The organism is Bradyrhizobium sp. SZCCHNRI2009, from assembly GCF_032485115.1.
GTDB lineage: Bacteria > Pseudomonadota > Alphaproteobacteria > Rhizobiales > Xanthobacteraceae > Bradyrhizobium.
The window spans coordinates 79043-102884 of record NZ_JAUEUH010000010.1; the positions used below are offsets into that span (position 1 = coordinate 79043).

The 23842-nt window shown below is 66.0% G+C and carries 26 protein-coding genes; 15 read left to right on the plus strand and 11 right to left on the minus strand.

Annotated features, from left to right (window positions below; translation table 11 throughout):
• Window positions 1-2: 2 nt before the first annotated feature.
• Genes QX041_RS29230 through QX041_RS29245 form a run of 4 tightly spaced genes read left to right on the plus strand, consistent with a single transcriptional unit; the run spans window position 3 to window position 2942 of the window.
• Window positions 3-662 (plus strand): CoA pyrophosphatase, encoded by a 660-nt coding sequence (locus QX041_RS29230; RefSeq protein WP_409977949.1) that lies wholly within the window; start codon window positions 3-5, stop codon window positions 660-662.
• Window positions 659-922: a DUF6111 family protein gene (locus QX041_RS29235; RefSeq protein WP_315750395.1), complete on the plus strand. Its 264-nt coding sequence runs from the start codon at window positions 659-661 to the stop codon at window positions 920-922. The genes QX041_RS29230 and QX041_RS29235 overlap by 4 nt, the downstream gene beginning before the upstream one ends.
• A complete protein-coding gene (locus QX041_RS29240; RefSeq protein WP_315826989.1) occupies window positions 919-2169 on the plus strand; it encodes a CCA tRNA nucleotidyltransferase in 1251 nt (416 codons plus the stop codon). Before QX041_RS29235 ends, QX041_RS29240 begins: the two co-directional genes overlap by 4 nt.
• The gene (locus QX041_RS29245) at window positions 2166-2942 is read left to right on the plus strand and encodes a TSUP family transporter (protein WP_316167442.1); all 777 of its coding nucleotides are present in this window, start codon (window positions 2166-2168) and stop codon (window positions 2940-2942) included. Before QX041_RS29240 ends, QX041_RS29245 begins: the two co-directional genes overlap by 4 nt.
• Window positions 2943-2952: 10 nt before the next feature.
• Here the strand turns inward: QX041_RS29245 and QX041_RS29250 are convergent, their stop codons facing one another.
• The 3 genes from QX041_RS29250 to QX041_RS29260 all read right to left on the minus strand — a co-directional run bounded on the left by QX041_RS29250 (window position 2953) and on the right by QX041_RS29260 (window position 5084).
• Window positions 2953-3375: a diguanylate cyclase gene (locus tag QX041_RS29250; protein WP_316167444.1), complete on the minus strand. Its 423-nt coding sequence runs from the start codon at window positions 3373-3375 to the stop codon at window positions 2953-2955.
• A 71-nt stretch (window positions 3376-3446) separates the two neighbouring features.
• Window positions 3447-4346 carry an MBL fold metallo-hydrolase gene (locus QX041_RS29255; protein ID WP_315717291.1) on the minus strand — a complete coding sequence of 300 codons (900 nt, stop codon included), beginning with the start codon at window positions 4344-4346 and terminating at the stop codon, window positions 3447-3449.
• A 108-nt stretch (window positions 4347-4454) separates the two neighbouring features.
• Complete coding sequence (locus QX041_RS29260) at window positions 4455-5084, minus strand: DsbA family protein (protein WP_315717290.1); 630 nt, start codon at window positions 5082-5084, stop codon at window positions 4455-4457.
• Between the two features lie 119 nt (window positions 5085-5203).
• Between QX041_RS29260 and QX041_RS29265 the strand changes: the two genes are divergently transcribed.
• Window positions 5204-6118: a LysR family transcriptional regulator gene (locus QX041_RS29265; protein ID WP_316167446.1), complete on the plus strand. Its 915-nt coding sequence runs from the start codon at window positions 5204-5206 to the stop codon at window positions 6116-6118.
• A gap of 18 nt (window positions 6119-6136) precedes the next feature.
• Here QX041_RS29265 and QX041_RS29270 read toward each other — a convergent pair whose 3' ends face one another.
• The 5 genes from QX041_RS29270 to QX041_RS29290 form a co-directional block, all read right to left on the minus strand.
• Window positions 6137-6865, minus strand: a complete 729-nt coding sequence (locus QX041_RS29270; protein WP_316167447.1) for an HAD family hydrolase — start codon at window positions 6863-6865, stop codon at window positions 6137-6139.
• A gap of 31 nt (window positions 6866-6896) precedes the next feature.
• A complete protein-coding gene (hemF, locus tag QX041_RS29275) occupies window positions 6897-7784 on the minus strand; it encodes an oxygen-dependent coproporphyrinogen oxidase (RefSeq protein WP_315717287.1) in 888 nt (295 codons plus the stop codon).
• Between the two features lie 103 nt (window positions 7785-7887).
• Complete coding sequence (locus QX041_RS29280) at window positions 7888-8256, minus strand: 6-carboxytetrahydropterin synthase (RefSeq protein WP_315750453.1); 369 nt, start codon at window positions 8254-8256, stop codon at window positions 7888-7890.
• A gap of 17 nt (window positions 8257-8273) precedes the next feature.
• Entirely contained in the window at window positions 8274-8906 is a 633-nt protein-coding gene (queE, locus tag QX041_RS29285) for a 7-carboxy-7-deazaguanine synthase (RefSeq protein ID WP_315750402.1), read from the minus strand.
• Window positions 8903-9388, minus strand: a complete 486-nt coding sequence (locus QX041_RS29290) for a tRNA (cytidine(34)-2'-O)-methyltransferase (protein WP_315750403.1) — start codon at window positions 9386-9388, stop codon at window positions 8903-8905. Before QX041_RS29290 ends, queE begins: the two co-directional genes overlap by 4 nt.
• A 280-nt stretch (window positions 9389-9668) precedes the next feature.
• Here QX041_RS29290 and petA point away from each other — a divergent pair, with 280 nt between their 5' ends.
• The 5 genes from petA to QX041_RS29315 all read left to right on the plus strand — a co-directional run bounded on the left by petA (window position 9669) and on the right by QX041_RS29315 (window position 15349).
• Window positions 9669-10199, plus strand: coding sequence for a ubiquinol-cytochrome c reductase iron-sulfur subunit (petA, locus tag QX041_RS29295; RefSeq protein WP_315717369.1), 531 nt, complete (start codon window positions 9669-9671; stop codon window positions 10197-10199).
• Between the two features lie 60 nt (window positions 10200-10259).
• Window positions 10260-12332 (plus strand): cytochrome c1, encoded by a 2073-nt coding sequence (locus QX041_RS29300; RefSeq protein ID WP_316167450.1) that lies wholly within the window; start codon window positions 10260-10262, stop codon window positions 12330-12332.
• 128 nt (window positions 12333-12460) lie between these two features.
• Window positions 12461-12793, plus strand: coding sequence for a YnfA family protein (locus tag QX041_RS29305; RefSeq protein WP_316167451.1), 333 nt, complete (start codon window positions 12461-12463; stop codon window positions 12791-12793).
• A 193-nt stretch (window positions 12794-12986) separates the two neighbouring features.
• Window positions 12987-13661, plus strand: coding sequence for a dienelactone hydrolase family protein (locus tag QX041_RS29310; protein WP_315717281.1), 675 nt, complete (start codon window positions 12987-12989; stop codon window positions 13659-13661).
• A 635-nt stretch (window positions 13662-14296) separates the two neighbouring features.
• A complete protein-coding gene (locus tag QX041_RS29315; RefSeq protein ID WP_316167452.1) occupies window positions 14297-15349 on the plus strand; it encodes a hypothetical protein in 1053 nt (350 codons plus the stop codon).
• A gap of 60 nt (window positions 15350-15409) precedes the next feature.
• Here the strand turns inward: QX041_RS29315 and QX041_RS29320 are convergent, their stop codons facing one another.
• Window positions 15410-15826: a 4-oxalocrotonate tautomerase gene (locus tag QX041_RS29320; protein ID WP_315750405.1), complete on the minus strand. Its 417-nt coding sequence runs from the start codon at window positions 15824-15826 to the stop codon at window positions 15410-15412.
• Window positions 15827-15959: 133 nt separating this feature from the next.
• Here QX041_RS29320 and QX041_RS29325 point away from each other — a divergent pair, with 133 nt between their 5' ends.
• The 3 genes from QX041_RS29325 to QX041_RS29335 all read left to right on the plus strand — a co-directional run bounded on the left by QX041_RS29325 (window position 15960) and on the right by QX041_RS29335 (window position 17769).
• Entirely contained in the window at window positions 15960-16532 is a 573-nt protein-coding gene (locus tag QX041_RS29325) for a TetR/AcrR family transcriptional regulator (protein WP_315717278.1), read from the plus strand.
• 176 nt (window positions 16533-16708) lie between these two features.
• Window positions 16709-16936 carry a hypothetical protein gene (locus QX041_RS29330; RefSeq protein ID WP_316167453.1) on the plus strand — a complete coding sequence of 76 codons (228 nt, stop codon included), beginning with the start codon at window positions 16709-16711 and terminating at the stop codon, window positions 16934-16936.
• Complete coding sequence (locus QX041_RS29335; RefSeq protein ID WP_316167454.1) at window positions 16933-17769, plus strand: DUF3658 domain-containing protein; 837 nt, start codon at window positions 16933-16935, stop codon at window positions 17767-17769. The genes QX041_RS29330 and QX041_RS29335 overlap by 4 nt, the downstream gene beginning before the upstream one ends.
• A gap of 62 nt (window positions 17770-17831) precedes the next feature.
• Here QX041_RS29335 and QX041_RS29340 read toward each other — a convergent pair whose 3' ends face one another.
• Window positions 17832-19256 (minus strand): tetratricopeptide repeat protein, encoded by a 1425-nt coding sequence (locus QX041_RS29340; RefSeq protein ID WP_316167455.1) that lies wholly within the window; start codon window positions 19254-19256, stop codon window positions 17832-17834.
• A gap of 1027 nt (window positions 19257-20283) precedes the next feature.
• Between QX041_RS29340 and QX041_RS29345 the strand changes: the two genes are divergently transcribed.
• A complete protein-coding gene (locus QX041_RS29345; RefSeq protein ID WP_315717274.1) occupies window positions 20284-22446 on the plus strand; it encodes an anthranilate synthase component I in 2163 nt (720 codons plus the stop codon).
• Window positions 22447-22581: 135 nt separating this feature from the next.
• Window positions 22582-23121, plus strand: a complete 540-nt coding sequence (locus QX041_RS29350; protein ID WP_172133418.1) for an adenine phosphoribosyltransferase — start codon at window positions 22582-22584, stop codon at window positions 23119-23121.
• 16 nt (window positions 23122-23137) lie between these two features.
• Here the strand turns inward: QX041_RS29350 and QX041_RS29355 are convergent, their stop codons facing one another.
• The gene (locus QX041_RS29355) at window positions 23138-23806 is read right to left on the minus strand and encodes a hypothetical protein (protein ID WP_315717273.1); all 669 of its coding nucleotides are present in this window, start codon (window positions 23804-23806) and stop codon (window positions 23138-23140) included.
• Window positions 23807-23842: the final 36 nt, after the last annotated feature.

Here is a 23842-nt window from a genome sequence, read left to right on the forward strand (position 1 = left end):
CCATGGTGAGGAACAGGACCGCTGAACTCAGTTCGGCCGATTTCTTCGCGCGGGGCCGCGCGCGGCTGCGCTTCGACGTTCCGCAGGCCCTGCTGGATCCGGACGTCATTCCGGCCAGTGGAGATTCCGGCACCGACCGCATGCTCGAGATCATCTCCCGCGAGCAGCCGATCCGCCCCGCGGCGGTGTTGATCCCGGTGGTCGACCACCCCGAGCCGACCGTTCTCCTGACCCAGCGCTCGCCGAACCTCTCGAGCCATGCCGGACAGATCGCCTTTCCCGGCGGCAAGATCGACGTCACCGATGCCTCTCCGCTCGATGCCGCTCTGCGCGAAGCCGAAGAGGAGATCGGGCTCGACCGCAGCTTCGTCGACCCGATCGGCTATCTCGACGTCTACGGCACCGCCTTCGGCTTCCGCATCCTGCCCACGGTGGCGCGGGTGCGGCCGGGATTCACGCTCAAGATCAACGAGGGCGAGGTCGACGACGCCTTCGAGGTGCCGCTGGCCTTCCTGATGGACCCCGCCAATCACCAGCTGCATTCCAAGGAGTTTCGCGGCATGGAGCGTTCGTATTACGCGATGCCGTTCGCCGAGCGCTACATATGGGGCGCGACAGCGGGCATCCTTCGGGTGTTGTACGAGCGGATCGGTCGGCCATGATCCGTGGCGTATTGACGGAAATCGGAATTTTCCTCATTCCTTTTGCGGTTTATGTGTTGTTCTTGCTCGCGACCAAATCGGGGCTGTTGGTGCCGGCCAACTGGCCCTTTCATCTGACCACAAAATTGACGGTGGCGGCCCTGGTGCTGGTGATTGCAAGTCTGGTCCTGATCGCCGAGTTCTCCGGCGCGCCGCCGCGTTCGACCTACGTCCCCGCTCATGTCGAGAACGGCAGGCTCGTTCCAGGGGTCGAGAAATGATCGACGCGCGGGTGCTGCACGCGCCCTGGCTCTCGTCCGGTCCCGCCGCGCGCGTGCTCGCGCTGCTCAATTGCGATGGCGAGGAAGCACGGGTGGTCGGCGGCGCCGTGCGCAATGCGCTGCTCGGCATCGCCATCGGCGACATCGACATCGCGACCACGGCGCTGCCGGCGGAGGTGCTCCGGCGTGCCAAGGCGGCGTCGATCAAGAGCGTGCCGACCGGCATCGACCACGGCACCGTGACGCTGGTGCTGGACGGCCATCCGTTCGAGATCACGACCCTGCGCGAGGACACCGAGACCTTCGGCCGCAAGGCCAAGGTCGAGTTCGGCCGCGACTGGGTCGGCGACGCGCACCGGCGCGACTTCACCATCAATGCGCTCTCCGTCGGGCCCGATGGCGTGGTGCATGATCACGTCGGCGGCCTCGCCGACATCGCCCAGCGCCGCGTGCGCTTCATCGGCGACCCCGCCCAGCGCATCGCCGAGGACTATCTGCGCATCCTGCGCTTCTTCCGCATCCATTCGGCGTTCGGTCACGGCGCCCCCGATTGCGAGGGCTATCTGGCCTGCATCGCCGGCCGTGCCGGGCTCGCCACGCTGTCAGCCGAGCGCGTGCGCATGGAGATGCTGAAGCTGCTCGTCACCGACGGCGCTGTCGGCGCGGTCACGGCGATGGCGGATGGCGGGTTGCTGACGGCGATCCTCGGCGGCGTCGCCTATCTCGGTCCGTTCGCCGCGATGATCGGCATCGAGCGCGAGCTGGAGCTTTCGCCGAGCCCGGTCCGCCGTCTCGCGGCGCTCGCGGTCGCCGTGACCGAGGATGCGCGCCGTCTCGGCGTCAGGCTGAAGCTCTCCAACGCCGAGACCAAGGCGCTCGACGGCATGGGCCATCGCTGGTGGCGGTTCGCTTCCGCCGACGAGGCGCGAGTCCGGCGTCTGCTGTATCGTCTCGGCGAGACCGTCTATCGCGACCGCCTGATGCTCGGCTGGGCGCGGGCGCGCGATCGCGACGACCGGCGCTGGCGCGAGCGTGCGCTGTTGCCGCAGCGCTTCACGCCGCCGAAATTGCCGTTGAAGGCGGCCGATTTCATCGCGCGCGGGGTTGCGGAAGGGCCGCTTCTCGGTCATGTGCTCACCCTCGCAGAGGATGCCTGGTTAGCCGCGGACTTCCCGCTCGACGAGGCATCGCTGAACGCGATCGCCGATCAGGCGGCGGCGCGTGTCAACCGCGACGGACGTTCATGAATTTTCTGGCAGGCTTTGCCGACATCTCCCTGCTGCAACTCCTGCTCGTCGCTGCCGTCGCTCTGTTCGCTTCGATCATCGGTGGTCTCGCCGGCTACGGCACCGGCGCTCTCATGCCGCTCGTGCTGGTGCCGATGGTCGGGGCCGAGCCGGTCGTGCCGATCATCGCGATCTCAGCGATCCTCACCAATCTCAGCCGTGTCGTCGCCTATATCAGCCATGCCGACCGTACGCGCGCCGGAATCGTCATCGCGGCAGCCGCGCTCACGACCGCGCTCGGCGCCTACGGCTACACGCGACTGACCAATGCCGGCGCGGCGTTCGTGATCGGCACGATGCTCATCATGAGCGTTCCGCTGCGGCGGATCCTGCGCAAGCGCGAGGTCAGGATCGGCAATGGCGGGCTTGCTGCCGGAGCGGTCGGCTATGGCGTGCTGGTCGGCGGCACCTCCGGCTCCGGCGTGATCCTGCTGTCGCTGCTGATGGCCGCCGGCCTCGAAGGCGCCGCGGTCATCGCCACCGACGCGATGATCTCGGTGGCGACGGGTGTCATCAAGATCTCGGTGTTTGGTTTGGCCGGCGTGGTCACCGTGCAGGTCCTGGCGTTCGCGCTCCTGATCGGCGCGGTCGCGGTGCCCGGCGCGTTCCTCGCCAAGGCCTTCGTCGCCCGCATGCCGGTGCACATCCACGCCGCCATCCTCGACGCCGCCGTCATCACCGGCGGCGGCGTGATGATCGCATCGGCGCTGCGGCATCTGCTGCCGGCGGCGTAGCCTTCCGGCGTCAAGCCACCTGCTGGTCCGTGTCCCGATCGGATGGCGTGATGCCGTCGGTCTCGGCGCGTGCCACGATGGCATCGAGCGCGGCGACGGCCCGGTTCGTCACCTCGTCGAGCGGCGGCATCATGCCGCCGGAGGCGAGCTCGACCCGGTTGCGGCCCTTGTGCTTGGCACGGTACAGCGCGCCGTCGGCGACGCGCAGGATCTCCGTCAGATCGAGGCCGGCCTCGGGATAGGCGGCGACGCCGACCGAGATCGTCACCCGCGGCAGCATGCCCACGCCATAGCTGATGTTGAGCGCCTCGACGCGGGCGCGCAGCTCCTCCGCGCGCATCGACGCGCTGCTCGACCTCGTCGAGAGCCGCCTGATCAAATGGCGTCCCAACGTCGCCGAGCGCCCGGCCTGAGGCACGACGCGGCCATCCACGAAAGGCCGAAGCGCCGGTCCTGACGGGCCGGCGCTTCTGTCATGTCAGCCTGATGTGGCCGCGGCCTGCATCAGCCCCACTTCATCTCGCCCTTCGCCACCTTGGCGCCGATGTCGAGGGCCACGCCCATGCCGAGGCCGGGGAACTTCGCCTCCATTGCGGCCTTCAGGGCTGCGGCGTCCTTGGCCTTGGCGAGCTCCTCCTCGAACGCGATGAGATAGGACTTGGTGTGCCGAACACCCGACAGGTCGGTGGCGGCGTCCGCCACGGCATGGCCGGCGACCACCACCGTCGGAGCGCGTGCAGCGATCTTGTCGAGGGTCGCGATCCAGGCTGCGCGCTGCTCCTTGCTCTGGGTGTCGGCCGTCCAGACATGGACACCCGAGAAGATCATGACGCCGCCGAATACGGCTGCGAGCGAGGGCACCCAGAGATAGCGCCGATTGGCCAGCCCCTCGGCGGCGACGATCTCGATCGTCTCGCCATCGACCGACAGCGACGGGCCATCGAACGGTTCGGGCAGAACGATGTCGGCCATCGTCTGCGGGCCGTTCTCCTTCAGCTGCGGGCCCCAGACGGCGAGCTTCTTCTCGACATTGCCCTTGATCGCCTCGATGGTCGCCGTGGCGGCGATCACCTTCACGCCGGGAAAGGCCTCGCGGATCGGCTTGAGGCTGAAGTAGTAGTCCGGGTCCGACTGGCTGATGTAGATGGCCGTCAGCGTCTTGCCGCTCGCCTTGATTGCGGCCGCCACCGCGCGGCCGTCCGGATAGTTGAAGCCGCCGTCGATCAGCAGTGCTTCGGTGGGGCCCCTCAGCAGCACGGGCGCGCGGAAGAAGCCGTTCGGACCGGCGGGAAAGTGTGTCCAGACCAGCTTGCTGCCAGCGGCACGGCCGCTGTCCGATGCACCGAGAATGGCTGCGGCGGTCCCTGCAATCGCTGTCGTCATGATCTGTCTCCGTGTCGGCATGTCAGTCTCTTTCTTGGAGTGATAAAACGATGAGGCCGGGCAGCAGGCGGCGCTCCGGCCGTGTGCGACGGCTGGGTGGATTGTGCCAGGCATCGAGTACGGAGCGGCTCAGGCTGCTCCGAGTTGTGCGAGCAGGCCGTCGAGCGGTTCGTACAAGGCGTTGCCCGGCAGCGGCCTCTGTCGCTCGCCGTCACCCGCCAGCAGGGCCGGGACACCGGACAAGCCGTAGCGTCGCATCAAGCTATGCGCGGTCTGGAGCCGGCGGCCATAGGCCTCGACCAGCGCGTGATCCCGGGCCAGCATCCGCTCGGCGGCGCTCGCAAGGCCCAGCGCTCGAAGGACTTCGCCGACGCCCGCGACGCTCACGATGTCCTGCCCGTGTACGTAGCGCGCAAGCTGCAGCTCCTTGAGGACCGTGAGCTCACGGCCGGGGTCGGTGACGTGGACCGCCGTCAGGCCGAGCGATGCGGCTGTCGAATCGAAGGCGCCGCCCGCGCCGAGAATGCGGGTGCGGTACGCGTCGGTGAAACGCTGGCCGGTCTGCTTGGCGATGCGCTGGTCGTTGCTCCAGGCATATTCGGAGAATTGCGCATCCATCCTGCCGGCGCCACGGCCGGCGAACAGGCCAGTGGGCAGCAGCTCGAGCGTGATGGCGTCGTGGGCGGCGAGCGTCTCGACCGCCGGGCCGGCGCCGTAGCACCATCCGCAGAGCGGGTCGAACAGATAGGTCAGTCGCATTTCCGGAACCCTGTCTTGGAGCGGCATGGCGCCGAGATAGCCGGTTCTCGTTTGTCCATAAATACAGCATAATGAGACAGACTGTATGCTGTTAATGGACAATAGAAGGAGCCGCCGGCATGGAGGCGATCAATCTCAACCGCCTCGTCTATTTCGCGGCCGTGGTGGACGCAGCGTCCTTTACCCGCGCGGCCGATCGGCTCGGGATCACCAAAGCCGTGGTCAGCCAGCAGGTCGCCCAGCTCGAGCGCGAGCTCAGGACCGACCTGCTGGTGCGGACCACGCGCAGGGTCGAGCCGACGGAAGCCGGTCGCCTGCTGCATGCCCGCTGTGCTGCCATCCTGCGCGAGGCCGAGAGCGCATTGGCCGAGCTGGCGCAGAGCAACGCCGAGCCGATGGGACTGTTGCGCATCGCCGCGCCGAACGACTACGGCACCTGCACGCTCGCCGCGATCGCAACCGAGTTCTCGCGGACCTATCCGGCCTGCCGGGTCGAGCTGATCCTCGCCGACAGCAAGATCGACCTCGTCGCCAGCCAGATCGATCTCTCGATCCGCGTGGGATGGCTCGACGATTCCACCCTGCAGACCCGCCGGGTCGGCAGCTTCCGGCAGCTGCTGGTGGCCGCGCCGAACGTGGTCAGGCGCGTCGCGCATCCGCGCGACCTCGCCGCGTTGCCGTTCATTGCGAATGCCGCGCTGAGGGAGCCGCTCACCTGGCAGTTCATGAAAGGCGACGTCGAGCGCGAGAGCGTCGAGATGAGCCAGACGCTTACCATCAACACCACGCCGGCGGTGCTCGCCGCGACGCTGGCCGGCGGCGGCCTGGCGGTGCTGCCCGATTTCCTGATCAGGGACGATCTCGCGGCCGGCCGCCTCGTGGCCATCCTGCCGTCCTGGACACTGCCGTCCGGAGGCATCCACGCCGTGTTCCCAGCGGCGCGCTTTCGCCCGCCGAAGGTGACGGCCTTCGTGGCGATGCTGATGGAGGCGCACAAGCGCGCAGTCGCCGGAGGTCCGCGGCGCGCGAAGTGACGCCGGCGCCGCGCTGGCCTAGCCCGCCGGCACCAGCTCGGTCAGCGAGCGGATGATGCGGTCGGGCTTGACGTCCGTGCCTTCCGGCAGGCCGTCGCCATGGACGTCGATCCAGATCGAATAGATGCCGAGCCGCTGCGGCGCGACGATCTCCCATTCGAGATTGTCGCCGATCATCCAGGTGTCTTCCGGGCCGACGCCGAGCCGCTCCATCGCGTGCCAATAGGCGCGCTCCTCGGGCTTGCCGAAGCCGTGCTCGCCCTCGATCTGGATGTGGTCGAAGCGGTGCGCCAGCGCGAAGCGCTCGATCTTGGCGCGCTGCTGGCCGGCCTCGCCGTTGGTGACGAGCGCCAGCCTGACGCCGCGCGCCTTGAATGCGTCGATCGCCTCATGCGCCCCGGGGAAGACGAACATCTGCTCGTCGCGATAGCCGGTGAAGCGATCGGCGATGCGGATCGCGAGCTCGGTCGGTAGAGCAGGACCGTGGCCGGCGAGCGCCGCGAAGCCGTCCTTCACCACCTCCTGCCGCGCCTGGATCAGCTTCATCCGCCATTCGGCGCCGGCGACCGACCAGAAGCTGCGTGCCGAGGCCAGGATCGCGGCGGCCACCGCCCGCGGCGTATGCGGCGCGAGTTCGTCGGCAAACTCGGTGGCGACGATATTCCAGGCGATCTCGGGACGGCCATAGGCCGACAGGATGGTGTCGTCCATGTCGATCAGCATGGCGCGGGGCAGGGCGGCGGTCATGATCAATCTACGCGGTTCAACAAATCGAGTTTCAGGGCCATTTCACCTCGGGCGGCATCGAGGACAGAATGCTGTCGACATTGCCGCCGGTTTTAAGCCCAAATGTGGTGCCGCGGTCGTAAAGCAGGTTGAATTCGACGTAGCGGCCGCGGCGGATGAGCTGCTCCTCGCGGTCGGCGGCGGTCCAGGGGCTGCTGAAATTGCTCCGGACAAGCTCGGGATAGACCTTCAGGAAGGCGCGGCCAACATCCTGGGTGAAGGCGAGGTCGGCCTCCCAGTCGCCGGAATCGTGATGGTCGTAGAAGATGCCGCCGATGCCGCGCGGCTCCTTGCGGTGCGGCAGATAGAAGTACTCGTCGCACCAGCGCTTGTACTTGTCGTACGAGGCCACCGCGGCATGGGCGTCGCAGGCGCCCTTCATGGCGGCGTGGAAGGCCAGCGTATCCGCGTCCTCCTGGGTGCGGCGGCGGTCCAGCACCGGCGTCAGGTCGGCGCCGCCGCCGAACCAGGCTTTCGTCGTGACGACGAAGCGCGTGTTCATGTGTACCGCCGGCACGTGCGGCGACCACAGATGCGCGATCAGCGAGATGCCCGAGGCCCAGAACCGCGGGTCTTCGGAGGCGCCGGGAATCTGGCTGCGGAATTCCGGGGCGAACTCGCCATGCACGGTCGAGCAGTGCACGCCGACCTTCTCGAACAGCCGGCCGTGCATCATGCTCATGACGCCGCCGCCGCCCGGGCCGCCGGCATGGTCGGTGCGCTCCCACGGCGTTCGGACGAACCGGCTCGGTGTGCGCGGATAAAGGTCAGCCGGCGCCTCGTCCTCGAGCCGCTCGAACGCCGCGCAGATCTGGTCGCGCAGGCTCTCGAACCAGGCGCGGGCGCGGGCCTTGCGATCCTCGATGGCGGCGGTGGTCATGGACGTTCCCCTGGCACATTGGCGCTCACCCTGCCGTCAAGCGTCCATGACAGCCGGAAGTGACAGCGCTGTTGTCGCTACGGTTGGGTCCTACCACAATCGATCAGCCCTGCGGACCGAAATAGGTGCAGGTCTCGCGGCAGCTGTCGCGGTGGACGCTGACCTTGGTGACATGGCCGATCGAGCGGACGCGCTCATAGATGAAGCGCGACAGGTTCTCGAGCGTCGGCAGCCCGATCGCCTCGATCTTGTTCAGGAACTTGTGGTCGAGCATGGCCTGGATCTCGCTCAGCCGCTGCGTCAGCACGCCGAAATCCACCACCATGCCGGTCTCGGGATGGGTCGCATCGCCGCGCACCGTCACCTCGGCGCGGAAGGAGTGGCCATGGATCTCCTGGCTGGCTTCGCCGAGCGTCGTGATCGGCAGCGTATGCGCGGCCTCGAAGGTGAACGACTTGGTCAATTCCCACATCGTGTCAGTCACAATCCCTACCTGATGCCGATCATCTTGTGCGTCTGCAGACTGAGCCGCCATTGCGGATGATGCTGGCAGTAATCAATGGCGCGCGCCGTGTTCGCGGCCGCTTCGGGCCCGTCCATCGGCTGCAGCGAGAAGCGCTCGAAGGCAAGCCCCGCGAACGTCTCCGGCTCGGCCCCGTGTTGCGGGTAGACCAGCTTCAGCTCGTGGCCCTGCCGCAGCTTCAGCTCGGCGCCGGCCTTCGGGCTGACGCAGATCCAGTCGATCCCGTCGGGCGGAATGAGCGTGCCGTTGGTTTCGACCCCGACCGCGAAGCCGCGGGCGTGGAGCGCCTCGATCAGGTCGGCATCGACCTGCAGCAGCGGCTCCCCGCCGGTGAGGATCGTATAGCGGTCGGCGGCCCCGCCTGTCCATTGCCCACCGATGGCCTCGGCCAGCGCTGCGGCGGTCTCATAACGGCCGCCCAGCGTGCCGTCGGTGCCGACGAAGTCGGTGTCACAGAACCGGCACGTCGCGGTTGCGCGATCGGCCTCGCGGCCGCTCCACAGGTTGCAGCCAGCGAAGCGGCAGAACACGGCAGCGCGGCCCGCCTGGGCGCCTTCGCCCTGCAGGGTCATGAAGATTTCCTTCACCGCGTAGCTCACCCTCCGGCTCCTTGTGCGGATTGCAATTGGACGAATTGTCCGGTCTGGCGCAGCGCCTCGCCGGCGGCCATCGCCGCGGCCATCGCCACGTTCAGCGAGCGCAGCCCCGGCTGCAGCGGAATCCGCAGCCGCGCATCGGCGACCGCCGCCACGCCGTCCGGCACGCCGGCGCTCTCGCGCCCGAGCAGCAGGATGTCGTCCGGGCCGTAACTGAAGTCGAGATAGCAGGTCGCGGCCCTGGTCGTCAGCAGCAGCAGGCGATGGCCCTCTGCGGACCGCCAGGCCTCGAACGCGCTCCAGGAATCGTGCCGCCGCCAATTCAGTTGGTCCAGATAGTCCATGCCGGCGCGGCGGAACTGCCGGTCGGACACAGGAAAGCCCGCCGGTTCGATGATGTGGGCCGCGAGCCCGAGGCAGGCGCACAGGCGCAGAATCGTTCCGGTGTTCTGCGGAATGTCGGGCTGATAGAGCGCGATCTGCATGCGAATTGGTCTTAGGACTGAGGCGGAAAGTCCGCTTCCGAAGCGGGAATTGGTGCATGGCGTGCTGCAGGGCCGATAGCGGGCTTGCGCTCGTATCGCAAGGGTGCCAATAGAACGATTCTGGACGGCTTGTTCCCCAGGGGCGGTGGAGCGAGCCGTTTTCTGCCGCCGCGGGGGACGCGGGCGCCGGCAGGATCTCCCGGTCACGTGATCTCCAAGGTCGAGATCGTAAGACGTCGAGCGGGGCGGTTCCACCGGCTGCAACGAAGAAAGGGTTGGAATCGTGACAGCGTCTACTGCGGATCATCCGACACGCCGGGATTTTCTTTTCGTCGCCACGGGCGCTACCGCGGCTGTCGGTGCTGTGGCCGCCCTGTGGCCCTTCATCTCCCAGATGAATCCCGATGCCTCGACCATCGCGGCCGGTGCGCCGATCGAGGTCGATCTCGCGCCCGTCGCCGAAGGACAGGACATCAAGGTGTTCTGGCGCGGCAAGCCGATCTACATCTCCCACCGCACCAAGAAGCAGGTCGAGGAGGTCCGCGCGGTGCCGGTGTCGAGCCTGCCGGATCCGGCGACCGACCAGTCCCGCACCAAGGACGGCCACGAGCAGTGGCTGGTCGTGATCGGCATCTGCACCCATCTGGGTTGCATCCCGATCGCCCACGAAGGCAATTACGACGGCTTCTTCTGCCCGTGCCACGGTTCGCAGTACGACGCCTCCGGTCGCGTCCGCCAGGGGCCGGCGCCGCTCAATCTTCCCGTCCCGCCCTATCAGTTCGTTTCCGACACCAAGATCCAGATCGGCTGAGCAGACGTTCGTCTTGAGCTCACGCTCGATCGTGCAAGATAATTTCTTCAGGAACGCATCATGAGTGGACCTTCTGACTACCAGCCGAGCCACCCCGCCTTGAAGTGGCTCGAGCAACGACTTCCGATCATCGGCCTGGTCCACTCGTCCTTCATTGCCTACCCGACGCCGCGGAACCTGAACTATTGGTGGACGTTCGGCGCCATCCTCTCGATGATGCTCGGCATCCAGATCGTGACCGGCGTCGTCCTGGCGATGCACTACACGCCGCATGCCGACCTCGCCTTCAAGTCGGTCGAACTGATCGTCCGCGACGTGAACTACGGCTGGCTGCTGCGCAACATGCATGCCTGCGGCGCGTCGATGTTCTTCCTCGCCGTCTACATCCACATGTTCCGCGGCCTGTATTACGGGTCATACAAGGCGCCGCGCGAGGTGCTCTGGATCCTCGGCGTCATCATCTACCTCCTGATGATGGCGACGGGCTTCATGGGCTACGTGCTGCCGTGGGGCCAGATGAGCTTCTGGGGCGCGACCGTCATCACCAATTTGTTCTCGGCCGTGCCGTATTTCGGCGAGAGCATCGTGACCCTGCTGTGGGGCGGCTACTCTGTCGGTAATCCCACGCTGAACCGCTTCTTCGCTCTGCACTACCTGCTGCCGTTCCTGATCGCCGGCGTGGTCGTGCTGCACGTCTGGGCGCTGCACGTCACTGGCCAGAACAACCCGGCCGGCGTCGAGCCGAAGACCGAGAAGGACATGGTGCCGTTCACGCCCTACGCGACGATCAAGGACTTCTTCGGCGTCGCCTGCTTCCTGATCTTCTATTCCTGGTTCATCTTCTACATGCCGAACTATCTCGGCGAGGCCGACAACTACATCCCGGCCAACCCGGCGGTGACGCCGGCGCACATCGTGCCCGAATGGTACTACCTGCCATTCTACGCGATCCTGCGCTCGATCCCGAACAAGCTCGCCGGCGTGATCGCGATGTTCGCGGCCATCATCGTGCTGGTGTTCCTGCCCTGGCTCGACTCGGCCAAGACCCGCTCCAACAAGTACCGTCCGCTCGGCAAGCAGTTCTTCTGGATCTTCGTCGTGGTCTGCATCGGCCTCGGCTATCTCGGCGCGCAGCCGCCGGAGGGTGTCTATGTCGTGCTCGGCCGCATCCTGACGGTGCTGTACTTCGCCTACTTCCTGATCGTGCTGCCGCTGCTCGCGCGCATCGAGCGGCCGCGCCCGCTGCCGAACTCGATCGCTGACGACGTGCTGGCCAGGTCCGGCCGCAAGGCGGCGCCGATGGTCTCGACCGTGATCGCGCTGGTCGCCGCGGTGTCGCTGCTCGCCGGCAGCATGGGCGACGCCCGTGCCAGCGAAGGCCAGGAGAACCCGCCGTCGGCGAAGTGGTCGTTTGCCGGTCCGTTCGGCACCTTCGATCGCGGCGCCGTGCAGCGCGGCCTCAAGGTCTACAAGGAAGTCTGCTCGAACTGCCATTCGCTGCAATATGTGGCGTTCCGCAATCTCGCCGAGCCCGGCGGCCCGGGCTACTCGCCGGCGCAGGCGGCCGCCTTCGCGGCCGAGTACAAGATCAAGGACGGGCCCAACGACGCCGGGGAGATGTTCGAGCGTCCGGGCCGGCCGGCCGACTACTTCCCGTCGCCGTTCCCGAACGAGCAGGCCGCACGGGCCGCCAATGGCGGTGCGGCCCCGCCGGACCTGTCACTGATGGCCAAGGCGCGCTCCTACAAGCGCGGCTTCCCCTGGTTCCTGATCGACTTCTTCACCCAGTTCCAGGAGCAGGGCCCGAACTACATCAACGCGCTGCTGCAGGGCTATGAAGAAACCCCGCCGCACGGCGTCACCATTCCGGACGGCTCGTACTACAACAAGTACTTCCCCGGGCATGCGATCAAGATGCCGCCGCCGCTGTCCGACGGCCAGGTGACGTTCGACGACGGCTCGCCGGCCACCGTGAAGCAGTATGCCCACGACGTCGCGACCTTCCTGATGTGGACCGCCGAGCCGCACATGGAAGCGCGCAAGCGCATCGGCTATCAGGTGTTCATCTTCCTGATCATCTTCGCCGGCCTGATGTACTTCACCAAGAAGCGGGTCTGGGCCGCCGCGCATTGAGCGGTGATCGGAAACGTCTGATGAAAACGAAAAGCCCCTCCGGGGGCTTTTTTGTTGTCCCTGTGTTAGTTGGGCTCGGGCCAGGGGAGGCCTTGTCCGCGGCGCAGCCGGGAAAACGGAGTTCGCCCATGCCGTCACTTCTCGCCTTCGCCGGCGCCGCCGTGCTGGAGATCGGCGGCTGCTTCGCGTTCTGGGCTTGGCTGCGGCTCGGGCAGTCGTCGCTATGGCTGTTGCCCGGCATGGCCGCGCTCGCCGGCTTCGCGACGCTTCTCACCGTGGCAGACAGCCCGCTCGCCGGCCGCGCCTACGCCGCCTATGGCGGCATCTATATCACCGCGGCGCTGCTATGGGGCTGGCTGGTCGAGGGCCATCGCCCCGATCCGTGGGACGCCGCCGGCGTCCTGATCTGCCTCGCCGGCATGGCCGTGATCCTGTTCGCGCCGCGCGCGATGCCGGTTTAGCGCCCGTAGCCCGGATGAGCGCAGCGACACCCCGGATCGCAGCAGTGCCGGCGAGGACCCCGGATGTCGCTGCGCTCATCCGGGCTACGAATCCTCTCACGTTGCAGCGAACCCGATCGCCTCCCGTCGCGCCGGACGCGCATTTGCGGTAAACCCCGCTCCTCAGCTTCCAACAAAACCTGCGGAGGAACACATGGGCACACTGATCAGCTTCAAGCGCCCCGATGGCCAGGAGGCCAAGGGCTATCTCGCCAAGGCCGCGCAGGCCGATGCGCCGGGCGTCGTCGTCATCCAGGAATGGTGGGGCCTGCAGGACCAGATCAAGGGGATGTGCGATCGTTTCGCGCTCGCCGGCTTCAACGCGCTGGCGCCCGATCTCTACAAGGGCACGGTGGTGCCCTATCACGATACGGATGCGGCGGGCCGGGAGATGAACTCGCTCGACTTCATGGACGCGACCACGCAGACCGTGCGCGGGGCCGCGCAATATCTGGCGCGCAACGGCGCCAAGGTCGGCCTCACCGGCTTCTGCCTCGGCGGCGCGGTGACGATCATCGGCGCGACCAAGATCGACGAGCTCGCCGCCGGCGTCGTGTTCTACGGCATTCCGCCTGAGCAGGCGGCGAAGCCGGCCGACGTCAAGATCCCGCTGCAGGCCCACTTTGCCAACAAGGATGATTGGTGCACGCCGGCGCTGGTGGACGGCTTCGAGAAGGCGATGAAGGCCGCCGGCAAGTCGCTCGAGCTCTATCGCTACGATGCCGAGCATGCCTTCGTGAACGAGCAGCGCATGACCGTGCACGATCGCAGGGCCGCCGAGCTCGCCTGGGGCCGCGCCACGGCGTTTTTCCACAAGCACCTCGGCTGAGCTGAGGGCCGGCGCGTCGGTTCCAAACCGCGCCGTGCGGACTCAAACCGCGCGGGCGGTCTTGGTTTCGGCCGAGGGCGCTTCGGCCTCACCAAGAGTCGGAGCGTCGTCTGAAGGAGCCAAGGGGTCGGCGCTGGTCACTGCGTCGGCGGAGCGCCGTCGACGCTTCGTCCGCTTTGCCTGCGCTTCGAGGAAGCAATCGAGCAGCGTCGGCTGCTTCGGGAGCGCATGCGACACTGAGGGCTGTTTGCCGCGGGCCATGTTAACCAAGGTAATTCAATATGGTTAACCAATCATTGCCATACTATTGCAGATTGACAACAGTGTTGCCCTCGCGCACAGGCAAGTTATGTAACTTTTTTGGGTTGCGACAATCGTTGGTCGATACCCGAGGCGGCGTGCACGCGCGCAACATGAGGTTGTGAGGCACCACACAGCCGCCGGCTGCAGCTTTTCGTCGCTTGGCGCCGTCACGTTGCCGCGAATCACCGGGATTCTGCGGAGATCTGAGCATTGATCATGTTCGAAGCGCGCCGCGTCGTTCGATGTTCGAATTCGCTGCGTCTCGCCGCCGGTTGCATCGCCGAAACAATCTGAGGTAGCGTTCTCCGGTCCCTCTGCTGATGGAGAAAGCCGTGCGAGTGGCCTTTGCGCTGGCCGGGCTGGGCGGCTTGAACGCCCATGGCGCCGGCTTCCTCGACACTGCCCGCGCCTGGGGCGTGACGCCGGATCTCGTCACCGCGACGTCCGGCCAGATCCTGGTGCTGTCGGCGTGGCTTCAGGGTCTCGATCTGCGCAACGAGCTGATGTCCTCCGACCGCCACCGGGATCCGGCGTCGCAGTTGCGCACGGTGATGTTCGGCTATCCCGGGGTGTTTCGTCCCGCCTATGCCGAGGCGCTGGCGCGCTTCGTCTCCTGGCCGGATTGGCGTGACGGCCCGTTCAACGCCCTCGCCGACCGGCTGTGGCCAGCGCAGCAATATGTCCCGGTGCGGAGCGAGGCCGACTTCGCGCACGCGGCGGAGACGCTCAACGCCACGTCGGTCGGCGTCGTGTTCAACACCTATGATCCCGAGACCGGCACCGGCTATCTCTACGGCAACGAGGCGGCGCGGGCGCTGCTGCCGGCGGAGAAGTCGGTTCCCAACGCCCATGCTGTCAAGGCGCGGCAATCGGCGGCCAAGCGCGACCTGCGCTACGCCTCCGAGGTGCTGGCCGAGCGCGCCATCCGCCCGATCACGCCGGAGGCGGTCAAGGCCGCGCTTTGGCTGTCGCTCTATGGCTTCACCAAGCTGCCGCAGGGACAGATGGACGGTGCCTATCACCGTGCCAGCATCATTTCCGAGCTGCACGGTTTCGACCGCGTCTTCGCCGTCCGCCCGCTCGCCCAGGGGTGGCAGGGCCAGGCGCCCGCCAACTGGTTCGAGGTGCAGGACTGGACCACCGAGATGTGGTTCTCGGTCGGCTACAAGGCCGAGGTCGACGCGCTCAAGCGCATCAACGATCTGATCGCGAGCGGCGTGATCACCGATCCGAAATACAAGACCGTGGAGCTGGTCGAGATCCAGCCGGAGACGCCGGCCGGCTACTTCAACTACTTCGTCGAGCGCGGCGAGGTGTATGAGAACGCGGTGGTGGCGACGGAGATGAAGTTCGCCGAGCTGGGGCTGGTGAAGCCGGGGACGTGAGCGGTCGGCATTCATCACGGCCGCCGCCGCCCAATGCGGTAGCGGCCGTGATGACCGTGGTCAGCCTGCGGTGATGGCCCCCACGAGCGCGTCGTTGGTCATCGGCCTGCCGTCGAGATTCCAGGTGCCGTCGACGGCGTGGACGCCGTTGGACCAGATCCGGTCCCTGGCAAGCGCCCCGCCGGAGAGGTCATGCAGAATGTCGGTGGCTTCGCCGAAGAACGCCGTCTGGACCTCGTGACTGGCGAGCGCGAATGACGGCGTCTTGGTCTCGATCCAGGCGCCATCGACCGGCGTGCCGCCGGCGAAGGTATGGCCCTTCGGCAGGATGTTCAGATGGGCCGTGACGTTCGCCGCCATGATCCTGTTGCCCGCCAGACCATGGTGTCTCAGGAACGATTCCGTGATCCGCGCAACGGCGATCGGCGCCTGGTCGGCAGCGATGACGCCTTCGGTGAGTGTGAGACTGATCGGCATGACTCCTCCTGTGCTCGCCCTAGGGCGGTTGTCCCGGGGAACGGCGGTCATTATATAACGACCGTGATCCACCAATAGAATGACGATCGTTATCAGTCAAGCATGAAATAACGATCGCTATGGAAGGCGCCAGATGCGGTACCACGCCGAGCATAAGCAGGAAGCAAAGACGAAGTTGTTGGAGGCCGCGGGGCGCGGCTTTCGCCGGCTTGGCTATGGCGGCATCGGCGTCGACGGCCTCGCCAAGGAAGCCGGGGTCACGTCCGGCGCGTTCTACGGTCACTTCAAGTCGAAGGACGCCGCGTTCGAAGCCGCCGCGTTGGCCGGGCTGGACGATCTCAGGACGGGCATTGCGAGTCTTCAGCAGCAGATGGGAGCGCGCTGGGCCGAGGCGTTCATCGCATTCTATCTCGGAGAACGTCTCCATTGCATCCTGGACTCGAGCTGCGGACTGCAGAGCCTGACGCCGGACGTGACGCGCGCCAGCGAGGAAACGAAGGCCGCCTATGGCACCGCGCTCGAAAGGGTCGCGCAGCAGATCGCAAAGGGGTTGCAGGGGAGCACCGATGAAGCTCGGCTGCAAAAGGCCTGGTCGCTGATGGCGATCCTCTCGGGAGGGGTGACGATGGCGCGCAGCGTCGGCTCACGCGAAGCCCGCGATGCCATCGCCGCCCACCTCAAACAAGCCGCGCTGGCGCTGCTGTAGAGCCGCTGCCGCGCGAGCGCTCGGCTTCGCAAGTTGTGAGTTGCCGCTCGCCCCAACGCCAGTGAGCTCCCCTGTCCGCAAGGGGAGGGGAGCGCACCGCCAGTTTGGCGGCATGTCGAATCCAACGACGTTTCGATATCTGCTAGCATGGCCTATCAGATGATCCTGGATCCCGCATGAGCACCGAGCCGATCTCGTTCGTCGACAAGTCGTCCGGCGACGACGCATGCGTGCTGGTTCGCGTCGTCGGCGATAGCATCGGGTTGGCGCTGTTGTTGAGGACGGACGGCGACATCGAGGTCTTCATGGCGGCCGAAGAGCTCGATCGAGTCATCGGTGCGCTTCAGCAAGCTCGCGCGGCGATGGGGCGCGAGGGAAGCGTCATCGTGACTCGCCCCACGTGAACGCACGTCTGGCAAGGGAGATAACAATTCCCCACGCGATCCTTCATGTCGTCTTCAACATGTCCGCTGCGGGCACGTTGCGCGCTGCGCTCCAGCAGGCTGGGCGCAGCGACCGCGTGATTGGCTTTGCCGACAGCCTGAGCTTTGGTCCGATCAATCCACCCGACCCGGAGCTGCGAACCGCCTGGATGGACCAGGAATTGGAAGTGTCAGGCTGGGAAGAGGTGGGCGGCCAGGCAACATCGTTCTGGGACGAGGCACTCTCGAGCAACAACCGACGGATCGCCTGGTTCACGCGGCGATCGACCCAGGAATATGCCGGCTTCCTCGAACTCCTGTGGCGGCTCGGCGATGAGCCGATCGAGATCGTCGATCTCACCGACACAGTCGTGCGGGCAGGGGAGACTGGGCCGAAGGCGCCACGGCTGGCCGTCAGCCTGGGTTTAGTGTCGCCGGAGACAATTCGCGACAATGCACTGTGGGATCTGCGGACCGTTCTGTCGCCGAGTCGGCGTGATGCCTGCCGAGAACGTTGGGCGCGCCTCAAAGCGGAGAACGCGCCGTTGCGCGTCATTCGCGACGGCGAATTGCTGTCAGCGCCGATCTCGTTCTTCGATTCGGTGCTGCTGTCATTTGCCACGGCCGACTGGCAGAAGACGGCGAGCATTATCGGGGAGGCGCTTTGCGAAACCGGGACGATTGTGCTGCAGACGGGCGATATCGAGTTGTTCGCGCGCGCCCGTGCGCTCGTAGCAGCAGGTCGCCTCGAGTCTCGTGGCGACCTGTTCGATATGCATCGCAGTGAGTTGCGGTTAGCGGGCGGCTGCGCATGACGCGTCAGGAATAGCCGGGTTGGCCGGACCCAGCGCCGCGTCCGCATCAGCCGCGGACCCGTCTAACGTTCCGGGGCCGGCATTGCAGCCCCGCGGCTCTTCTTCAGTTCGCGAACCTCATCCCGGTTGCCTTGGGCCTCGGAGAAATCCGGCGCCAGGGCGATGGCCGCGTCGAAGTCGGCGATCGCGCGATCGTAGTCTGCCTTCTCCTTGTAGGCGAGGCCGCGATTGTTGTAGGCATCGGCATAGTTCGGATCGAGCCTGATGGCCTGATCGAAGTCGACGATGGCCCGGTCGTGATTCCCTTTGTCGTCGTAGGCGATACCGCGACGGTTGAAGGCCTCTGCAAGCTTGCCATTAAGCCTCAGAGCCTCGTCAAAATCGGCGATGGCGCGGTCATGATCGCCTTTCTTGTCGTAGGCCGCGCCGCGGTTCATGTATGCTTTCGCGTGTTGCGGCTCGAGCTTGATCGCCACGCCGAAATCTATGATGGCACGGTCGTGATCGCCCTTATCGTCATATGCTATGCCGCGATTGACATGGGCAAGAACGTGACCCGGATCGCGCCTGATCGTTTCGTCGAAATCGGCGATGGCGTGATCGATGTCACCTGTTTCGAAATACGCGATCCCTCGGTTGAAATGGGCGTTAAGGGCTTTCGCGGGCGTCAGGCCGAATTTGATTGCAGCGCTGTAGTCGGCGATGGCGCGGTCGAACTGCTTCTTGTGTTTATGCACGGCGGCGCGAAGGGTGTATGCGGTGGCGTCAGTCGGGTCGCGTCGGATCGCCTCGTCTATATCTGCGAGACCGCGATCGAAGTCGTTCCTCAGAACATGGACTGCGCCGCGATCAACGTAGGGCTTGGCTTGCTCGGGGTCCAGCGCCAACGTTCGATTGAAGTCCGTGAGCGCCCGATCATAATTTTCTTTCGAGAAGTAGGCCAAGCCGCGATTGTAGTAGTAGAGCGGCTTCTTCGAATCGAGCTTGATCGCCTCGTCATAATCTGCAATCGCCCGATCGTAGTCGCCTTTGCCTGCGTAGGCGAACCCACGATTGTTGCGGGCCGCCGGGTAGGAGGGATCGAGCCTGATCGCTTCGGTGAAATCGGCTATGGCGCGGTCGTACTCCTGTTTCTCATAGTACGCATTGCCACGATTGAAATAGCCGTGGATCTGATCTTGTCCGGACCATCGATCGGACTGCAATGCGAAGGTGCAGCTCTCGATCCGCTGGTCGGCCGGGAAACGGCGGTCCAGGCACCAGGCCAGTGGCGGCTCGCCCTGCGCAACAACGTCGGGCGCCGTCGCCGCGGCAAAGAGGAGCATGGCGGGCAAGGCCAGGGGATGGCGTCGCAAAGGACGAATGCCTTCAGCAAGGGAGACGATGCAGCATAGACCGGGCACTGCATGCCCGGCAATTCGGATATTCGCTCTGCCGATGATCTCCGTGCCGGGCTGGTCGATCATGCGCCGCCCCGCGAAATTCATCAGCCGCCTCAAGCTGATTTGCCCTGTCCAGTCCTTCGCCAAAAAACATTCTTGTTTCTATTTTTCGGAATTCGTGCTCTGATATCTCCGTCCCACCCCGGCACGAGGGGCGTATCGCGATCGTCACGACACGCGGGGTGGAGATGCGGTGGGCGTGTCACGTCGCAGCATGGCAGACGTCGTGCGGACGAACGGCGGGCGCGCACGGTGAAGTCGCATGGTCCTGGCCTCCCGACGCTGAGGCCGCGCCGGTGGTGATGATGATCCGCCGGTCACGGGGGCAAGACAGCCCGGTCCCCGGGGAGAGTGCGTATAAGCCGTCAGACCATCGCGCAGGGAAGGCCGGTCGTCCGGCTGACCTGTGGTGACTGCCGCCTGCTTTTTTTGCTGCAGGCGGGCCACGGGCATCAGCCGATGCCCGGCCTTTCCTGCGCCCTCGACTTGGAGGGCGGAATTGATGATCATCACTCGGGCATCATGTGTCGCGAGAATGCTGCTGCATATTCCTTTGTCATTCTCGTCGGCGCCAGTGCCTTCGGCTCGCCGGTGCGTATTATTGCGCCCTCGCCCCTTACGGGAGAGGGCATGTAGGACAGAGCGGCATGCTCGGTTGGGTGAGGGGTATGCCTCTGCAAGCGCCGCTGCGGAGAGAGACCCCTCACCCAACCGCGTTAGCGGATGGGCCGCACATGCCCTCTCCCACAAGGGGACCCACAAGGGGACCCACAAGGGGCGAGGGCGCTGTATCGGGCAGCCGGCCCGCGGCGCCTCTGTTGATCGGCTGAGGCATCACACCCCCATTTGTGGCTCCGCCGCCCTTGACCCCGGCTGCCCGCCGTGGTCAGTTCCGCCCCATGAGCACCCTTGTCCGCCCAGCCCGTCTCTGGTGGCGCACCTTGTAAAAGGTGGCCGGTGCGATTTGTTTGACATGAGATCGCAGAGGGGCCGCCACGCAGCGGCGGCTTCCGGTTGGTCCTGTGTGGCGTTTCCTCGGCAAATTCCGTAAGAGGACGCCCAAGAGGACCCCATGAACAGGACCGTTTTCGCCCTTCCGGCCCGCAGCGACTACCGCACCTCCAGCGGGCTCGCGATCACGCGCGCCGTCGAGCAGTTTTCCGGTGGCGCCAGCCGGCTCGATGACCTGATCAACCTGCTCGACCGCCGCCGTGGCGTGGTGCTGTCCTCGGGCACGACCGTGCCCGGCCGCTACGAGAGTTTCGACCTCGGCTTCGCCGATCCGCCGCTGGTGCTGGAGACCAAGGGCACTGACTTCACCCTGCAGGCGCTGAACCGCCGCGGCGAGGTGCTGATCGCGTTCCTGAAGGACACGCTGCGCGAGCCCTGTGTGGTCATCACCGAAGCTTCGCCGGCGCGGCTCGCTGGACACATCGTCCGGGGCCCGGCCCCGGTCGAGGAGGACCAGCGCACGCGGCGCGCCAGCGTGATGTCGCTGGTGCGGGCGATGATCGCGGCGCTCTCGGCCAATGACGACCCGCTGCTCGGCCTGTTCGGCGCCTTCGCCTACGACCTCGTGTTCCAGATCGAGGACCTCCAGCAGAAGCGGCCGCGCGAGAAGGACCAGCGCGACATCGTGCTCTACGTGCCGGATCGCCTCTTGGCCTACGACCGCGCCACCGGCCGCGGCGTCGTGCTGTCTTATGATTTTTCCTGGAACGGACAGTCGACGGAAGGCCTGTCGCGCGACACCGACGCCAGCATCTATCTCAAGGAGCCGCGCCAGGGGTTTGCCGATCACGCGCCCGGCGAGTACCAGGCGACGGTCGAGAAGGCCCGCGCCGCGTTTGCCCGCGGCGACCTGTTCGAGGCGGTGCCCGGCCAACTCTTTGCCGAGCCGTGCGAGCGCTCGCCGGCGGAAGTGTTCCAGCGGCTCTGCCGGATCAATCCGTCGCCCTATGGCGCGCTGATGAATCTCGGCGACGGCGAGTTCCTGGTCTCGGCCTCACCCGAGATGTTCGTCCGCTCCGACGGCCGTCGCGTCGAGACCTGTCCGATCTCCGGCACCATCGCCCGCGGCCGCGACGCCATCGGCGATGCCGAGCAGATCCGCCAGCTCCTGAACTCGGAGAAGGACGAGTTCGAGCTCAACATGTGCACCGACGTCGACCGCAACGACAAGGCGCGCATCTGCGTGCCCGGCACCATCAAGGTGCTGGCGCGCCGGCAGATCGAGACCTACTCGAAACTGTTCCACACGGTGGATCACGTCGAGGGCATGCTGCGGCCGGGCTTCGACGCGCTCGATGCCTTCCTGACCCACGCCTGGGCCGTGACCGTGACCGGCGCGCCAAAACTGTGGGCGATGCAGTTCGTCGAGGACAATGAACGCTCGCCGCGGCGCTGGTATGCCGGCGCCATCGGCGCGGTGAATTTCGACGGCTCGATCAACACCGGCCTGACGATCCGCACCATCCGCATGAAGGACGGGCTCGCCGAGGTCCGTGTCGGCGCCACCTGTTTGTTCGATTCCGATCCCGCGGCCGAGGATCGCGAGTGCCAGGTCAAGGCGGCGGCGCTGTTCCAGGCGCTGCGCGGCGATCCGCCGAAGCCGCTGTCGTCGACCGCGCCGGATGCCACCGGCTCCGGCAAGAACGTGCTGCTGATCGATCACGACGACAGCTTCGTTCACATGCTGGCCGACTATTTCCGCCAGGTCGGCGCCAACGTCACCGTGGTGCGTTATGTCCACGCGCTGAAGATGCTCGCCGAACGAAGCTGGGATCTGATCGTGCTGTCGCCGGGGCCAGGCCGCCCCGAGGACTTCAAGATCTCGACGACGATCGACGCTGCGCTCGCGAAGAAGCTGCCGATCTTCGGCGTGTGCCTCGGCGTGCAGGCGATGGGCGAGTATTTCGGCGGCCAGCTCGGCCAGCTTGCCCAGCCGGCGCATGGAAGGCCCTCGCGGGTCCAGGTGCGCGGCGGCCGCCTGATGCAGGGCCTGCCGAACGAGATCGTCATCGGCCGCTATCATTCGCTGTTCGTCGAGCGCGACAGCATGCCGGAGGTGCTGACCGTCACGGCGGCAACCGAGGACGGCGTGGCGATGGCGATCGAGCACAAGACGCTGCCGGTCGGCGGCGTGCAGTTCCATCCGGAATCGCTGATGTCACTCGGCGATGCCGTGGGTTTGAGGATCGTGGAGAATGCGTTCCGGCTCAATCAGCCGGGGTGAGAGGTGGTTGCCGTCATCGCGAGGAGCGTGAGCGACGAAGCGATCCAGAGTTGTTTTCGCGGCCCTGGATTGCTTCGCTTCGCTCGCAATGATGAATTCCTCGCGGTCACGGCCAAACGAGGCAATGAGAGCACGATGACGTTCGATCTGGACATCAAGAACACCGTCCGCACCATTCCGGACTATCCGAAGCCGGGCATCCTGTTCCGGGACATCACGACCCTGCTGGCGGACGCGCGCGCGTTCCGCCGCGCGGTCGACGAATTGGTGCATCCCTGGGCCGGCTCCAAGATCGACAAGGTCGCGGGCATCGAGGCCCGCGGCTTCATCCTCGGAGGCGCAGTGGCGCATCAGGTGTCGGCCGGGTTCGTGCCGATCCGCAAGAAAGGCAAGCTGCCGCACAAGACGGTCAGCATGTCCTATGCGCTGGAATACGGCACCGACGAGATGGAGATGCATGTCGACGCGGTGCAGCCCGGCGAGCGCGTGATCCTGGTCGACGACCTCATCGCCACCGGCGGCACGGCCGAGGGCGCGGTGAAGCTGTTGCGCCAGATCGGCGCGACCGTGGTGGCGGCCTGCTTCATCATCGACCTGCCGGATCTCGGCGGCGCCGCCAAGCTGCGCGCGCTCGACGTGCCCGTGCGCACGCTGATCTCCTTCGAAGGGCACTGAGAAGCGCGCGGCGGCGTCAGGACCGCTGCATCAGAAGCTCGTTCTCGATCTCGCGCAGCGCATAGTAGTTGCGCCGGATCCATTGATAGAGCTCGGTGGAGGGGTCCTTCTCCTGGCGCAGGTAGCCGGTGAAGGAGAACGAAAAACGTTCGATATAGGTTCTGAGGAACGCGGGCAGGGCGGCAATGTGCAGATGCTTGCTGCGGCTGTAGAGGTCGGGGAGCTCCTCGCGAAGGACGTGGTCGTTTTCGACCACGATCAGCTGGGGCTTCGGGATCTGGCGCCGCAGGGCATCGTAGGCGCGCATCGAGACCCGGTCGCCTTCGGCGCAGAACAGAATGATCGGGACCACGTTCCGCCGCGCGGCCTCCTTCAAAAAGCCGATCTGTTCGGACATCTTGAAGAACTCGTCGAACGAGTAGTAGCCGAGGTCGATCACCTTGGGGATGCCGTCGTTGAGGATCACCCGGTCCATCAGCTGGATCTTGCCGTAGGTGTCCTCGATCGTCGCGGTCTCCGTGATCTGCGGCAGGAAGTCGAGCAGCGACGGCTCGCGCAAGGTGACGTCGAAGGCGAGCACTTGGCCGTTCTTCAGCAGTAGGAACTCGCTCAGCACCCGCGCAAGCAGCGTCTTCCCGGATTGCGGCCGGGGCGAGCAGACGATGTAGACAGGCGTCGCGGGCATCCGACCTATATCAGGTCAAATGCGGTTGCGATAAAG